The organism is Bradyrhizobium sp. AUGA SZCCT0158, assembly GCF_018130065.1.
Taxonomy (GTDB): Bacteria; Pseudomonadota; Alphaproteobacteria; order Rhizobiales; family Xanthobacteraceae; genus Bradyrhizobium.
On sequence record NZ_JAFCME010000012.1, the window covers coordinates 119,874 to 134,858 of the forward strand.

Annotated in this window: 9 protein-coding genes and 1 pseudogene; 5 read left to right on the forward strand and 5 right to left on the reverse strand. The window is 62.4% G+C overall.

Going from position 1 to position 14,985, the window contains the following annotated elements; genetic code table 11:
- Positions 1-76: 76 nt before the first annotated feature.
- Positions 77-304 (forward strand): annotated as a pseudogene (locus JQ574_RS35165) (ABC transporter ATP-binding protein); the annotation flags it as partial.
- 26 nt (positions 305-330) lie between these two features.
- Here JQ574_RS35165 and JQ574_RS18955 read toward each other — a convergent pair.
- The gene (locus tag JQ574_RS18955) at positions 331-693 is read right to left on the reverse strand and encodes a hypothetical protein (RefSeq protein WP_212210696.1); all 363 of its coding nucleotides are present in this window, start codon (positions 691-693) and stop codon (positions 331-333) included.
- Positions 694-879: 186 nt separating this feature from the next.
- Between JQ574_RS18955 and JQ574_RS18960 the strand changes: the two genes are divergently transcribed.
- Positions 880-2,046 (forward strand): aminotransferase class V-fold PLP-dependent enzyme, encoded by a 1,167-nt coding sequence (locus JQ574_RS18960; RefSeq protein ID WP_212210688.1) that lies wholly within the window; start codon positions 880-882, stop codon positions 2,044-2,046.
- A gap of 72 nt (positions 2,047-2,118) precedes the next feature.
- Here the strand turns inward: JQ574_RS18960 and JQ574_RS18965 are convergent, their stop codons facing one another.
- Positions 2,119-3,777 (reverse strand): NAD(P)/FAD-dependent oxidoreductase, encoded by a 1,659-nt coding sequence (locus JQ574_RS18965; RefSeq protein WP_212210686.1) that lies wholly within the window; start codon positions 3,775-3,777, stop codon positions 2,119-2,121.
- A gap of 233 nt (positions 3,778-4,010) precedes the next feature.
- Here JQ574_RS18965 and JQ574_RS18970 point away from each other — a divergent pair, with 233 nt between their 5' ends.
- From JQ574_RS18970 to JQ574_RS18980, 3 genes are all read left to right on the forward strand, one after another.
- Complete coding sequence (locus tag JQ574_RS18970; RefSeq protein ID WP_212210684.1) at positions 4,011-5,144, forward strand: nitronate monooxygenase; 1,134 nt, start codon at positions 4,011-4,013, stop codon at positions 5,142-5,144.
- 132 nt (positions 5,145-5,276) lie between these two features.
- Positions 5,277-6,785, forward strand: coding sequence for an acetyl-CoA acetyltransferase (locus tag JQ574_RS18975; protein ID WP_212210682.1), 1,509 nt, complete (start codon positions 5,277-5,279; stop codon positions 6,783-6,785).
- 359 nt (positions 6,786-7,144) lie between these two features.
- Positions 7,145-8,032 (forward strand): hypothetical protein, encoded by an 888-nt coding sequence (locus tag JQ574_RS18980; RefSeq protein ID WP_212210680.1) that lies wholly within the window; start codon positions 7,145-7,147, stop codon positions 8,030-8,032.
- A gap of 193 nt (positions 8,033-8,225) precedes the next feature.
- On the opposite strand, the gene JQ574_RS18985 is transcribed toward JQ574_RS18980, so the two are convergent.
- The 3 genes from JQ574_RS18985 to JQ574_RS18995 all read right to left on the reverse strand — a co-directional run bounded on the left by JQ574_RS18985 (position 8,226) and on the right by JQ574_RS18995 (position 14,907).
- Positions 8,226-9,425 (reverse strand): efflux RND transporter periplasmic adaptor subunit, encoded by a 1,200-nt coding sequence (locus tag JQ574_RS18985; protein WP_212383770.1) that lies wholly within the window; start codon positions 9,423-9,425, stop codon positions 8,226-8,228.
- Complete coding sequence (locus JQ574_RS18990; RefSeq protein WP_212383771.1) at positions 9,415-12,594, reverse strand: efflux RND transporter permease subunit; 3,180 nt, start codon at positions 12,592-12,594, stop codon at positions 9,415-9,417. Before JQ574_RS18990 ends, JQ574_RS18985 begins: the two co-directional genes overlap by 11 nt.
- Before the next feature lie 285 nt (positions 12,595-12,879).
- Complete coding sequence (locus tag JQ574_RS18995; protein WP_212210724.1) at positions 12,880-14,907, reverse strand: methyl-accepting chemotaxis protein; 2,028 nt, start codon at positions 14,905-14,907, stop codon at positions 12,880-12,882.
- Positions 14,908-14,985: the final 78 nt, after the last annotated feature.

Here is a 14,985-nt window from a genome sequence, read left to right on the forward strand (position 1 = left end):
CCGCCAACCGCAAGATGCTGCATGGCAGCCCAACAATTCCCGTGGCGGTCCGCGTCGGGTCCATGTCGCGATTTCAGACGAGCCGACCGAGGGGCTTGCCCCAAAACTGGTCGAACAGGTCGGCACCTTGCTCGACGAAATCGCGCGCCGCGGCACCGCTATTCTTCTGGTGGAGCAGAAACTCACCATCGCACTGAAGATTTCCCGCCGCCTCTATGTGATGGGCCACGGCCGCATCGTGTTCGAGGGAACGCCGGCGGAGCTTGCCGCCAATGCCGGCGTGCGCAAGGAGTGGCTGGAGGTTAAGGGGGCAGCTTCCCGCCGGCCGGATTATCCGAACAGCCAGGACCTCGGATTGACGATCGGCTTGTGCTCGATGCTCAACAGGCCGCCCTTGACGATGCGAATGAGTGACCAGATGAACCACCAGGCAACAATCGGCAGGCCAATCAGCACCAGGGAGAACGGAATGCCGATCGCAAGGTACAGCAATCCGATCCAGAAGGTCCTGATCTGAAACCGGAAATGCGATTGCATCACGGGGTCGGTATCGTCGACCTTCACATACGCGATGATGAGACCCATCAGCGCTGTAATCCCGGTGAAATATCCGACGCCGTAAAGTACGTAGACGGCTCCGGCGACGATATTGTCCGAGGCGATGGATCGCTGGGTTTCGTAAGAAAGTGACATGGCCGCCTCTGTTGCCACTGATATCGTGGAGCTCTGCGAACGCCCTTTGGTCGCGCCTGCCATGGTCCAGGTTCATAGCGTAAAAGTCCTTAGGCGCGGCAGAGTTGTACTCGGAGCAATGCTTCTGTGGCTGGCTTGGTCACGATCGGCCATAGTGGATGGATCGCACCCAAGAGATCATCCCAAATGCTTGCCTCGCAACGCGCTTTGTTCGAGATACCGCGCCAGATTTGCTACCTCAACGCCGCCTCCTACAGCCCCTTGCCGATCCGAACTCTGGAAGCCGGCCGCGCCGCGGTCGGGCGCAAGGGCACGCCGTGGACGCTGCCGGCTTCCTTTGCCAACCAGCAGAACGAACGTGCGCGCGCGGCTGCTGCCCGGCTGATCAATGCCGAGCCATCCGATATCGCGCTGACCCCCTCGATCAGCTACGGCGTCGCGACGGCAGCAAAGCTTTTGACCATTCCCCGCGGCACGCGCGTGATCGTGCTGGAAAGCGATCACTCCTCCCCCGTGCTGGAATGGCACGCGCGAGCGGATGTGCAGGGATTTACCGTCGAGACGGTTCGACAACCCGAAGACGGCGACTGGACGTCGGCGGTGCTGGCCGTGATCGAACGATCGGGTGCTGCGCCGGTCAGCCTCGCCTCGATCTCCTCGGTGCACTGGTCGGACGGCGGGCTGATTGACGTCGACAAAGTGAGCGCGGCGCTCAAGGCGCGCGGCGCGATGTTCCTGATCGACGCCACGCAGGGCGTCGGTGTGCTGGCGATGGACGTCAAGCGTCTCGATCCTGATTTCGTGCTGTTCCCGACCTACAAATGGGTGCTCGGGCCTTACGGCCGCGCCTTTCTCTATGTTGCAAAACGCCATCAGAGCGGCATTCCGTTGGAGCAGACCTCAGCCGGCCGCCGCGACGTGCGCGCCGAGAATTCGGTCTACTTCACCGATCTCAATTACGTGCCCGATGCGCGCCGCTTCGACATGGGCGAACGCGACTATTTCATCTCAATGGAGATGGCGTCCATTGGCATGGAAATGCTGGCCGAATGGGGCGCTTCAGCCGTACTGCAGCGCCTCGCGATGCTGACGCAGCGGATTGCGGAAGGCGTGCGCGGCATCGGCGTCAGCGTGCCGGATGGGCGGCTGCGTGCGCCGCATATTCTGAGCCTGGCGTTCAAGGGCGGGATGCCGGCGGGACTGGTCGAGGGGCTGGCCAGCGACGGCGTCTACGTCGCACCGCGTTTGGGGCGGCTGCGGATATCGCCGCATGTTTACAATGACGAGGCGGATGCGGAACGGTTTGTGGAGGTTTTGGGAAGGCGGTTAAACACGTCATTGCGAGGAGCGTAGCGACGAAGCAATCCATTCTTTCTTTTCGCGGAGAGATGGATTGCTTCGCTTCGCTCGCAATGACGGTAGTGACTACGACGCCGCCATCTTCCTTGGCTGCTCCGCGCCCGTCATCGCAAAGCCCTCGTAGCCCTTCGCCGCGACATCGTCGCAGATCTGCCGGTACGGCCCGACGCCGCCGATATAGGGCATGAAGATGCGCGGCTTGCCGGGGACGTTGGCGCCCATGTACCAGGAATTGGCCTGCGGATAGAGCGTGGTGTAGGCGACCTCGTTGACATGGGCGACCCAGTTATCCTCGGCTTCCTTCTTGGCTTCCATGGCCTCAAAGCCGCGGTCGCGCATATAGGTCACGCAATCGGTGATCCAGTCGACATGCTGCTCGATCGAGACGATCATGTTCGACAACACCGACGGACTGCCGGGGCCGGTGATGACGAAGAGATTGGGAAAACCCGCGCTCATCAGTCCGAGATAGGTGCGCGGCCCCTCGGCCCATTTCTGGTTCAACGTCTGGCCGTTGCGGCCGCGAATGTCGATTTTTGCGACCGAGCCTGTCATCGCATCGAAGCCGGTCGCCAGCACCAATGCGTCGACTTCGTAGTCCTTGCCGCCGGTGCGGACGGCATTGGCCGTGATCTCCTCGATCGGGTTGGACTTGATGTCGACCAGCGTCACGTTCGGGCGGTTGAAGGTCGAAAAATATTCGGTGTCGATGCAGATGCGCTTGGAGCCGATCGGATGATTATTCGGCTGCAGCAGCTTTGCTTTCTCGGGATCCTTGACGATTTCGGCGATCTTCTCGCGGACGAAATCGGCGGCGGTGTCGTTGGCGGCCTGGTCCAGTGCGAGGTTGTTATAGACGGACATGAAGGTGAGCCCGCCGCGGTTCCAGCGCGCTTCGTATTTCGAGCGGCGCTCGTTGTCGCCATCATCGAGCGCGCCGCGATCGGGCATTTCGGTATAGATTCCGTTGCGCGATTCCGTGCGCGCGAATTGCCTGACTTCCGGATACTTGGCGCGGAACGCCTGCCGCTCCTCCTCGGTCAGCATGGCGTTGCGGGCGGGAATCGAAAAATTCGCGGTGCGCTGAAACACGGTGAGGTGGCTGGCCTGCTCGGCGATCACAGGCACCGACTGGATGCCAGACGATCCCGTGCCGATCACGCCGACGCGCTGGCCGGTGAAATCGACGGTTTCATGCGGCCAGTGACCGGTGTGATAGACCTTGCCTTCAAAGCGATCGAGACCCCTGATCTCGGGCATCCGCGCGTTCGACAGGCAGCCGGTGGCGAGCACCACGAATTTTGCAATGACGGCCTTGCCGCCGGATAGCGTGACCGACCACAGGTAGGTGCGTTCGTCGAACTCGGCGCGCTCGACCACGGTGTTGAACTGGATGTCGGGACGGAGACCAAAACGGTCGGCGACGTGGTTGGCGTATTTCAGAATCTCCGGCTGCGGCGCGTAGCGCTCGCTCCAGTCCCATTCCTGCTGCAGCTCTTCGGAGAACGAATAGGAATATTGCATGCTCTCGACGTCGCAGCGCGCGCCGGGATAGCGGTTCCAGTACCAGGTGCCGCCGACGCCATCGCCCTGCTCATAGACCCGCGCTGAAAACCCCTGCCCGCGCAGTTTATGCAGCATGTACATGCCGGCAAAGCCTGCGCCGACCACGACGACGTCGTAGCTCTCGGAAGCTTTCCCGGAAACGGATGGCGATGCGGTCATGGACACTCCCTTGCGAATTCTTGATTTGCTGAACAGCATTCTCTCGATAGCGCCAAAGCGCAAGACACAAATCGGCGGCCTTGCTTTGCATATTTTGCGGCGTGGAATGTTCGTCCCTCATGATCGAAGAGCGCTTGGCATCCCAGCCCCCGATGGGCTAGCGTCGGGTCAACACGGCAAACAAAAACCAACAACGAGCGGCGTCAAAGCCGCCACAGGGAACGGATACGGCCATGAAATCCCCGATTTGCGACATGCTGGGAATAGAATTTCCGCTGCTGGCGTTCAGCCATTGCCGCGACGTGGTGGCGGCCGTCAGCCGCGCCGGTGGCTTTGGCGTGCTCGGCGCGACCCGTTTCTTGCCGGAGACGTTGGAGCAGGAACTGAAATGGATCGACGACCACGTCGACGGCAAGCCCTACGGCATCGATGTGCTGATCCCGGAAAACATTTCGACCGCTGGCGAGAAGAACCTCACCTGGAAAAGTCTGGAGAAGCGGGTTTCGCAAGAGCATCGTGATTTCACCCGCAATCTTCTGAAGAAATACAACATCGAACTCACGACCGAGAGTGTCGCCGACAACCAGCCACAGCCGTTTGACGCCGAGATCGCGCTGGAGTTGCTCGACGTCTCGTTCCGCCATCCGATCAGGTTGATTGCGAACGCGCTCGGCGTCCCACCGAAGGCGATGATCGAGATGGGCCGCAAGCACGACGTGCCGGTCGCCGCCCTCATCGGCTCCAAGGAGCACGCGCTTCGGCAGGTCGCGGCCGGCGTCGATATTTTGGTGGCGCAGGGCACCGAGGCCGGCGGCCATTGCGGCGAAGTTTCCACCATGGTGCTGGTGCCCGAGGTGATCAAGGCGATCAAGCCGATCCGCAACGTGCCGGTGCTGGCGGCGGGCGGCATCATGACCGGGCACCAGATGGCCGCCTGCATGGCGATGGGCGCGGCCGGGGTCTGGACCGGCTCGGTGTGGCTGGCGACGGTGGAGTCCGAGACCTCCGAAATCTTCCGCGAGAAGATGATCGCGGCGTCCTCGCGCGACGCCATCCGCTCCAAGGGCCGCACCGGCAAGCCCGCGCGGCAGTTGCGCTCGGTATGGACCGATGCGTGGGACCGCGGGCCTGACAGCCCCGGTGCGCTGCCGATGCCGCTGCAAAGCATCATCAGCCGCGACGCCTTCAACTCGATCGACCGCGCCGCGGCGGCCGGCAACGTCCAGGCGCGCGACCTCGTCAGCTATTTCGTCGGCCAGGGCGTCGGCCTGATCGACAGCGTCAAATCCGCCGGCGCGGTGGTGCAGGAATTCAAGGAAGATTTTGTCGACGCGGTCGAGCATATGAATGCGTTGATGGAGGAGTGATATTTCTCCTCATGGTGAGGAGCGCGTCTTCGCGCGTCTCGAACCATGAGGCCCGTGGCCCATCCTTCGAGACGCCGCTTCGCGGCTCCTCAGGATGAGGACGTTGCCTAGCCCTGAAAGAGAAACAAGAAAATGTCGAAGACTCCCGAAGACCGCATTCCCGTCATCGTCGGCGTCGGCGAAATCGTCGACCGGCCAAAGGACATCGCCGCCGGGCTCGAACCGCTCGCGCTGCTGGAACAGGCGCTGAAGCGCGCGGAAGCGGACAGCGGTGCAAAACTGCTCGGCGAACTCGGTTCGCTCGACGTCGTGAATTTCCTGAGCTGGCGCTACCGCGATCCGGAGAAGCTGCTCGCCGAGCGGCTCGGCGCGAAACCTGCGCATTGCTATTACGGTCCGGTCGGCGGCGAGAGCCCGATCCGCTATCTGCATGAAGCAGCAAAACGCATCGCGCGCGGCGAATGCAGCGTGGCGGCGGTGTGCGGCGCCGAGGCGCAATCCACCGCAACAAAAGCCCAGCGGGCCGGTATCGATCTGCCATGGACGCCGTTTGCCCATGACGTCGAGGAGCCGAAGCGCGGCGCGGCGTTCCAGAAGCCGATGGCTGTGGCGCTCGGCGTGTTCCGCCCCATCACGGTCTATCCGCTATATGAATCCGCGACCTCAGCGCATTGGGGACAGACGCCGCGCGAGGCGCTCGCCGAATCCGGACAACTGTGGTCGACTTATGCGCGCGTGGCGTCGGAGAATCCCAATTCCTGGCTGAAGAAAAACTTCACGCCGGACGAGATCACAACGCCGACGCCGGAAAACCGGCTGATCGCCTGGCCCTACACCAAGCTGATGGTGGCCAATCCGACCGTCAACATGGGCGGCGCGATCCTGATGACGTCGCTGGCAAAGGCGCGCGCCGCCGGTGTGCCCGAGGATCGCCTGATCTATCCTTTGGGCGGCGCATCTGCTGAAGAACCGCGCGATTATCTGCTGCGCGACCAGTTCTTCGAGAGCCATCCGCAGAACGCCGTGCTTAACACCGTAATGGACCTCGTCGGGGGCGATGGCAAAAAATTCGACGCGATCGAATTGTACAGCTGCTTTCCCTGCGTGCCGAAGATGGCGCGGCGAACGCTGGGGCTCGGCCCCGACGTCAGGCCCACCGTCACCGGCGGCCTCACGTTCTTCGGCGCCCCGCTCAACACCTATATGACGCACGCGGCCTGCGCGATGGTGAGGAAGCTGCGCGAGGGCGGCACGCTTGGCCTGCTCTATGGTCAGGGCGGCTTTGTCACCAAGCATCACGGCCTCGTGCTGTCGCGGCATGCGCCAAAAGAGGCATTGGCGCAGGACACCAGCGTTCAGGCTGAGGCCGACCGCCGCAAGGGCGCCGTGCCCGAATTCGTCACGGAAGCCAGCGGCAAGGGCAAGGTCGAGAGCTTTACGGTGATCTATGGCGGCAAGGGTGATGTCGAGCACGGCGTGGTGATGATGCGCACGGCCGGCGATGCACGGGCGCTGGCGCGGGTGCCGGCGAGCGACAGCGCGACGCTGGCGCACCTGCGCAACATGGACCGCACGCCGGTGGGGTCGGTTGGGGAGGTCGTCACGGCCGGAGATGGCGTGCTGGAGTGGCGGGTGGGGTGACTGTTTCTGCTCCCTCGCCGCGCTCTTCGCGGGGTCGAGACGAGCGAAACTCGCTCTTAGAGGGTCGGGGTGAGGAGCTCTAGCCACGAGCCCAGTATGAGCTGAAAGCTGTACCAGTTCCTGGCACCCTCTCCTCGTCCCCGTGCCGGACACGGTGAATTTGTCCTGGTGCGGTCGATCGGACCGGCTAGCTTATGCCCGGCAACCTTTCATCAGCCGTTTCCCGACTTTGGCTTTCTGGTGCGATGCGCTCGCTTGAGCAGGCCGAGGTACTTTACCGCATTCCACAACTTCTGATAACTTTGAGCTAAATTCGTTGATTTGATTAGCCTACAGATATACCAATCGAGAATTTAGACATGCCTCAACCTAACATAGGCCTCCTCGCTGTTCTTCTGCTGATCCCCACATCAATTAGTGCACAGCAGTTGACAAGGCAGCAACAGATCGACCAAGCGAAAGCACTCATTCAGGAGTCTTGCCTATCCGGCAACTCCTATTCTTTCGATGCTTCTGCCGATGGCCACATTCAGATTAAATCTCTCAAGCCTAACCTAAAGGCTGGCATTAGCTTGAACGCCAAGACCGCGCCAGGCGGCGTGGGTTACGTGCAAGAAGAGATTCGCAAGAATGTGGACGACGCTATCAGGAAATGCATGGAGCCTTATATTGGACGAATACTGGATTTGATTATCGGCGCACCTTCGAAGTCGTCCTCCCGCGATGAAATGACCCGAGCCGTAGCCGCAGTTGAGGGGCGGATCGTGAACATAAGCTTCGATACCGTTCCAAACGATCTAACCAAGGTTGTAGGAAAGATTGAGTTCGATATCTTTGAAAGCGACTTCAGCGATGCGCGAACAGGACGAGGTTATAATGCGTACGGCTCCGAAATAAAGCTTGGAACCTTCGAGACCGTTCGCCAGTTTGGGTTCTTGCGGGGAAGGTTAAGTGGTATGCGCTACGCTCAATCGTCGACAGAATCCGGACCAGACGTAAAATGCAGCACGCCCTTACTGCAGTCATGGTCTGACTTAAAGGATGAGTTTGGAATTGCGAGAGGTGATATCAGCGGATCTGGTGTGGACAACGGAAACAACGACGTCATGCTTAGACATACCAACGATCAATTTGAAACTTCATCATTGATCATGAGTTTCAGCATGAGCGAGTCTACGGACATGTTGAAAAAGAAGAGAAAGTCTTCAAAGAGCTGCATCGTTAGTGTGGCCATGGAAACTAAATAGCGGTTTTTGATAGATGCTGCGACACTCCGGTTCAGTAATACCCAGCAGCATACGCGCACTCCGAAAGAAGATACGGACGCGGAAAAATAGCAACCGCACGCGTCTCCAACAGTTCCTCATTCGCCCGCACGCGCTACCTTCGTAAAGGGGGCTCATGAGGGTCCTTCGCCAGCTTTCGCGGCGAGCGAGTCCCCTACCCCTTCACGTCCTGCTTTTCCGAGGCCGTCGTGGGCTTGCCCCTGGCGGCGGCGCCGACGACGCGGACCGCGTCGCCATCGGCGATGCCGTCCGGCGGCGCAGTGATGATGCGGTCGTCGGGGGTGACGCCGGAAGCGAGTTCGATCTCCTTGCCGAGATCGCGGGCGATGGTCACGGTCTTGAACAGCACCTTGTCGTCGGGGCCGACGGTTGCGACCCGCAAACCGTCCTTGTTGAAGATCAGCGCGCTGGAGGGAATATGCAGCGGCACCGCGTCGCGTTCCAGCGGCAGGCGTACATTGGCATAGGCGCCGGGCATCAGTTCGCCGCCGGCATTGTCGAGCGCCAGCTGCATGCGCGTCGTCCCCGAGGAGACATCGACCGACTGCGAGGATGCTTCCACCGTCGCCGCAAAAGTCCGGTTCGGATATTCCGGCATCGTCAGCACGGCTTTGGCGCCGATCCTGACGGCGGGAACGTAGCTCTGGGGCACGTTGACATAGACGCGCAGCTTGGTGATGTCAGACACCACGAACATCGCAGGCCCCGAACCGCCGCCGGCATTGATCAGCGCCCCGACATCGGTCTCGCGCGCGGTGACCACGCCATCGAACGGCACGGTGATCTTCTTGTAGCCCGCCAGCGCCTCCAGCCGCTCGACATTGGCGGTGCCGGAATTGACCGCGGCTTTCTTGTTGGCGAGGTCGGCGGTGCGCTCGTCGATTTCCTGCATCGAAACGAAGTTCGAGGCGAGCAGCGTCTTGCGCCGGTTCAGCGTGGCCTCGGACAACCGCGCGCTCGACTGCTGGCTGACGAGGTCGGCACGGGCCTGCAGCAATTGCTGGTCGAGGTCGGGCGCCTCGATCTCGGCGATCACCTGGCCTGCCTTGACCTTGGCGCCGATATCGGCGCTCCAGCTTTTCAGATAGCCGCTGACCCGCGCGAATATCGGCGCGCGCGAATAGGCTTCGAGCCGACCCGGCAGGTCGATGGTGGGGTTGAGTGCGCGGGCATTGGGAAACGCGACGGCGACCGAAGGAATCGCCTGGTTGTCGGTCCATTCGCGCAGCTTGGAGCCGGATTCCTCGCGCGCCCGGATGCCGGTGGCGACGATCAGCCCCGCCCCGATCAGCGCCACGACCCCGAATAGGCCCAGTTTCCGGCGCGATACCGGCGGGCGTTGTTCAGGGGACATGCGACGTCTCCGGTGCAGCGTCGGCGATGACGCCCTGTTTCTTATGTACCATACTGAATACCACGGGAACAAACATCAGGGTGGCGATGGTGGCGAAGATCAAGCCGCCGATCACCGCTCGGCCGAGCGGCGCGTTCTGCTCGCCGCCCTCGCCGAGCCCGAGCGCCATCGGCGTCATGCCGATGATCATGGCGAGCGCCGTCATCAGAACCGGGCGGAAGCGGACGAAACCGGCTTCCAGCGCCGCCGCGATGGGATCGCCGAGTTCCTCGTAACGCTCGCGCGCAAAGCTGATCACCAGCACACTGTTGGCGGTGGCAACGCCCATGCACATGATGGCGCCGGTCAGCGCCGGCACCGACAGCGTGGTCTGGGTCGTGAACAGCATCCAGACGATACCGGCAAGGGCCGCAGGCAGCGCCGTGATGATCACGAACGGATCGGACCAGGACTGGAAGTTCACCACGATCAGGAAATAGATCAGCACCACGGCGGCGAGCAACCCGAACAGCAGACCCGAAAACGCGCTGTTCATCGTCTGCACCTGACCGAGCAGCACCACCGAACTTCCTTTTGGCACATCCTTTGCCGTCTCCGCCATCGCGGTCCGGACGTCGGCGGCAACCGCGCCGAGGTCGCGGCCCTGCGGCGTCGCGTAGATCTGCACCATCGACTGGATGTCGTATTGCGAGACGACGGCACTGGAGGCCGAGCGCCTCACGTCCGCGATGCCGCCCAGGATCGGCGCCTGCGGATTGCCGGTCGCCGTAATGGGCAGCGCCTGCAGGGCGCTGAGCGAGTCCATCTTGTATTGCGGCGTCTGCATCACGATCGAATAGGACACGCCATTGTCGGGGTTGAGGTAGAAGGTCGGCGCGACCTGCGAACTGCCGGCGAGATTGACCACGAGGCTGTTGGTGACGTCGCGCTCGGTCAGACCGACATACTGCGCCCGGGTGCGGTCGACATCGATGTTGAAGGTCGGCGCGTTGGGCGATTGCTGGATGCGCGCATCCGCGATGCCGGGAATCCGGCGGATCTTGCCCAGCAGCTTGTTGGCATAGTTGAAGTTCGCCTTCATGTCCGCGCCGCGGATCTGCAGGTCGATCGGCGCCGGCGCGCCGAAGTTCAGGATCTGGCTGACGATGTCGGCCGGCAGGAACGAGAAGTTCATGCCGGGGAACAGCCGCGGCAATTGCTCGCGCAAGATCTGGACGTATTCGTCCGTCGGCCGATGGCCTTCTTTGAGCTTGATCTGGATGTCGCCGTCCGCCGGTCCGATCACGCCGGTGTTGTTGTAGGTCATGTTGATGCCGGAAATCGGCATGCCGATATTGTCGGTCAGCGTTTCGATCTCGCCGGGCGGAATGATCTTGCGGATCGCCTTCTGCACGTCGGCGAGCTGGTTGGCGGTCTCCTCGACGCGGGTGCCGACCTGGGTGCGGACATGCATCAGGATGTTGCCGGCATCGACCGCCGGAAAGAAGTTGCGGCCAAGATACGGCACCAGCAGGAACGACAGCGCCACCACGGCAAGAAAGCCGGTGACGAACAGCGGTCGCCGTCCCAGCGCCATCGACAACAGATCGTGGTAGCCGGCGCGAATCCGCTCGAACCGCGCCTCGAAGGCGCGCTGGAAGCGCACCAAGGGATTGCGCGTCGGCGGCCGCCCGCCCTCATGATGGACATGCGGCTGGAGCAGGTATTTCGCCATCGTCGGCACCAGGGTGCGCGACAGCAGGAACGACCAGATCATCGCGAACATCACGGCTTCGGCCATCGGCACGAACAGGAAACGCGCGACGCCCTGCAGGAAGAACATCGGCACGAACACGATGCAGATGCACAATAGCGACACGAAGGCCGGCGTCACGATCTGGTTGGCGCCATCCAGGATCGATTGCTCGACAGGCTTGCCCTGCTCCAGATGGTAGTTGATGTTCTCGATGGTCACGGTGGCATCGTCGACGAGGATGCCGACCGCCAGCGCCAATCCGCCGAGCGTCATGATGTTGAGCGTCTCGCCGATCGCCGACAAACAGATGATGGCGCCCAGTACCGACAGCGGGATCGAGACCGCGATGATGACAGTCGAGCGCCAGCTGCCGAGAAACAGCAGGATCATCACGCTGGTCAGGAGCGCGGCGATGACGCCTTCGACGGCAACGCCCTCGATGGCGCCGCGCACGAACACCGACTGATCGCCGATGAAGCCGATCTTCAGCGTGTCGGGCAGCGAATCCTTGACCTCGGTCACCTTCTGCTTGATGCCGGCGATGATATCGAGCGTCGAGGTCGCGCCCGCCTTCAGCACCATCATCAGCACCGAACGGTTGCCGTCGACGTGCACGATGTTGGTCTGCGGCGGATTGCCGTCGCGCACGGATGCGACGTCGCGAACATAGACCATCGCGCCGTTCACCGCCCTGATCGGCAGGTCGCCGAGCTCTTCCATTCGAAGCGGCGAGTTGTTGAGCTGGATGGTGTATTCGAACTGGCCGATTTTCTGGGTGCCGACCGGCGTGATCAGGTTCTGCGCGGCGAGCGCGTTGGCGACGTCCTGCCCGGACAGGCCGCGGGCCTGCAGCGCGGCCGGATTGAGGTCGATCTGGACCTGCCGCTGCTTGCCGCCGAACGGATAGGGAATGGCCGCGCCCGGCACGGTCACCAGCGGTGTGCGCAACTGGTTGATGCCGATATCGGCGAGGTTTTGTTCGGTCAGCCCCTCGCCCGACAGCGCGACCTGGATGATCGGAACGGTGGAGGCGCTGTAATTGAGGATCAGCGGCGGGGTCGCGCCGGGCGGCAACTGCCTGATCATGGTCTGCGAGATCGCCGTCACCTGGGCGTTGGCGGTGCGGATATCGACGCCCGGCTGGAAGAAGATCTTGACGATCCCGATGCCGGTGTAGGAATTGGCGACGATGTGCTCGATGTCGTTGACGGTGGTGGTCAGCGCCCGCTGAAACGGCGTGATGATACGCCCCGACATCTGGTCCGGCGGCAGGCCGGTATAGTTCCAGACCACGCCGATGACGGGGATGCGGATGTCCGGGAAGATGTCGGTCGGCGTGCGGAGCGCGGCCAATGGTCCGATGATCAGCAGCAGGATCGCGAGCACAACGAAAGTATAGGGCCGGCTCAGCGCAATACGGACCAGTGAGACCATCTAGGAAGTATTCCCAACCGCTGCGGAGAGACGAGGATTGGCGCCCCTGCAGGCCAATTCATCGGGGCTGATTTACCCGAAAAAAGCCCAAAAGACCAACGCGGGCCGCGCATCAGGCCTTCACTTCCCCGGCATAGCTACTGGCTCAGGCCGGAGCACGCCGACCGGCCGGACGATAGGGTAGAACTACGGAGCCGACCCGCCGTTTCGCAAACGCAGGCAGTCAAATGCAAAAAGCCCGGCCCCTTCCGGAGGCCGGGCTTTCAGATTGTCATCCCGTTGTGGTCAGGCCGCGCGCACCGAGTCGAGGAACTTGCCGACCTCTTGCTTGAGACGGTTGCTGTCACCCGACAGCGATTGCGCGGCGGAGAGAACCTGCGTGGATGCGGAGCCGGTCTCGGAGGCGCCGCGCTGCACGTCGGTGATGTTGGAGGACACTTGCTGTGTGCCGTGAGCGGCCTGCTGCACGTTGCGGGAGATTTCCTGCGTCGCGGCGCCCTGCTCTTCCACGGCTGCGGCAATGGTCGAGGAGATCTCCGACAGCTTTTCGATGGTGCCGCTGATTTCCTTGATCGCGTTCACGGAGTCCTGGGTCGCCGCCTGGATGCCTGATATCTGCTGGCCGATCTCGCCGGTGGCCTTGGAGGTCTGCTCGGCCAGCGCCTTCACTTCCGACGCCACGACCGCGAAGCCACGGCCGGCATCGCCGGCGCGCGCCGCTTCGATGGTGGCGTTGAGCGCCAGCAGGTTGGTCTGCTCGGCGATGGTGTTGATCAGTTCGACGACGTCGCCGATCCGGCTCGCGGCCTTCGACAATTGGCTGACGCGGTCGTTGGTGGTGCGGGCCTGCTCGACGGCCGCAGTGGCCATCCGCGCCGATTCCTGCACCTGGCGGCTGATCTCGTTGACCGAGGAGGACAACTCTTCGGTCGCTGATGCCACCGACTGCACGTTGGTGGAGGCTTCCTCGGAGGCCGCAGCCACCATCGTGGTCAGTTCCTGGGCGCGCTCGGCGTTCGACGTCAGCGTGCCGGCGGAGGCTTCCAGTTCGTTCGAGGCCGACGACACGGTCTCGACGATCTCGCCGACCGCCGTCTCGAACGTATCGGCGAGCTTGATCATGTCGTCCTTGCGCTGCCGGGCGGCGATCTGGTCCTGCTTGATCTTGGCCTCGGCTTCGTCGCGGGCCTTCTGCTCGGCATTCTCCCTGATGATCGTGACCGTCTTGGCGAGGTCGCCGATTTCGTCGCCGCGCCTGGCGCCGGGGATCACAACGTCGAGGTTACCGCCGGCCATCTCCCCCAGCGCACCGTTCAGGCGCATCATCGGGCGGGAGATCCCGAGGAAGGAAAACACCATCGATGCGAACAGCGCGATAATCACCACGATACCCATGGCGAGGCTGACCATGCTGGCTCGCTCGGTCTCGGCGGCGGCTTCCTCCTTCGATGTGGCGTAGTCCTTTCGCGCCACGTCGACCAGGCTGTCCATCTGCGTGCCCGCCTCCTGGGCAAATTTGACGGAGCGGTTGACGACGATGTCTACCTTCAATTCCTCGGTCTTGACCGCTTCGTCATTGGCGGCCAGGAAGCGCTTGACGATCGAATCCAGCGAGCTGACCACGACCAGCAGATCGCGGTCATCGGCCTCACCCCGCAACAGGTTGAAATTGGCCTTGAGCGCCGCCTGGGTCTTGGCGATCTGGGCGATCAGGCTGACATCGCCGGTGGCGCCCAGCCGCCACACCATGGCCCGCAGCGTGTTGACCTTGGCGTCGGCCATATGCAGCAGCTTTTCGATTTCGAGCTTGTTGTCGAGCTTGGCCAGCGCGGGTGACGCCAATTGGGTCTCGATCGCCTTGGTCCATTCAGCCGAAATCGCCGAGCGCTTGTCGATCACCGCGAGAAGATTGAGCTGCGTCTTCGCCAGCTCATCGACGCCGGTCGTGTAGGAGTTCATCAGCGACCTGATTTTCTCCAGGCGCTGCTTGGTATCCGGCAGCGCCGCAATCGCCAGCGCGTCATCCAACGCCTTGGTTTGAGTGGCCTTCAACCGACTGAGGTCCGCCGCGTTCCTTTCGACGTCCGCGGCCTTCGTCGCCAGGCGGATGTTGCGCGCGGCAAGCTCGATCTGCCGTCCGTTCAGGTTAGCTGATATCGCGGCGTCGATGACCCGCTGCGAGCGGTCGGCGCGGCTGTTTGCCGCCTCGATCGCCCGTTCCGACATCATCTGGTTGGCCACCATGCCGCCCGCCAGCAATATGCCGACGGCGCCAGCCAGGCCCAGTTTATACCCGATGCGATTGAGCTTGATCATGTCAGCGAACCCCAAATTTCCCCAAAACGCGCTGTCGGCGAACAGCGCGCGCGCCGTAAAGATGGTGCTCTTGTA

Coding starts and splice junctions, on each gene's coding strand:
- JQ574_RS18955 (WP_212210696.1), bottom strand. CDS start 693: ATGTCACTTTCTTACGAAACCCAGCGATCCATCGCCTCGGACAATATC.
- JQ574_RS18960 (WP_212210688.1), top strand. CDS start 880: ATGCTTGCCTCGCAACGCGCTTTGTTCGAGATACCGCGCCAGATTTGC.
- JQ574_RS18965 (WP_212210686.1), bottom strand. CDS start 3,777: ATGACCGCATCGCCATCCGTTTCCGGGAAAGCTTCCGAGAGCTACGAC.
- JQ574_RS18970 (WP_212210684.1), top strand. CDS start 4,011: ATGAAATCCCCGATTTGCGACATGCTGGGAATAGAATTTCCGCTGCTG.
- JQ574_RS18975 (WP_212210682.1), top strand. CDS start 5,277: ATGTCGAAGACTCCCGAAGACCGCATTCCCGTCATCGTCGGCGTCGGC.
- JQ574_RS18980 (WP_212210680.1), top strand. CDS start 7,145: ATGCCTCAACCTAACATAGGCCTCCTCGCTGTTCTTCTGCTGATCCCC.
- JQ574_RS18985 (WP_212383770.1), bottom strand. CDS start 9,425: ATGTCCCCTGAACAACGCCCGCCGGTATCGCGCCGGAAACTGGGCCTA.
- JQ574_RS18990 (WP_212383771.1), bottom strand. CDS start 12,594: ATGGTCTCACTGGTCCGTATTGCGCTGAGCCGGCCCTATACTTTCGTT.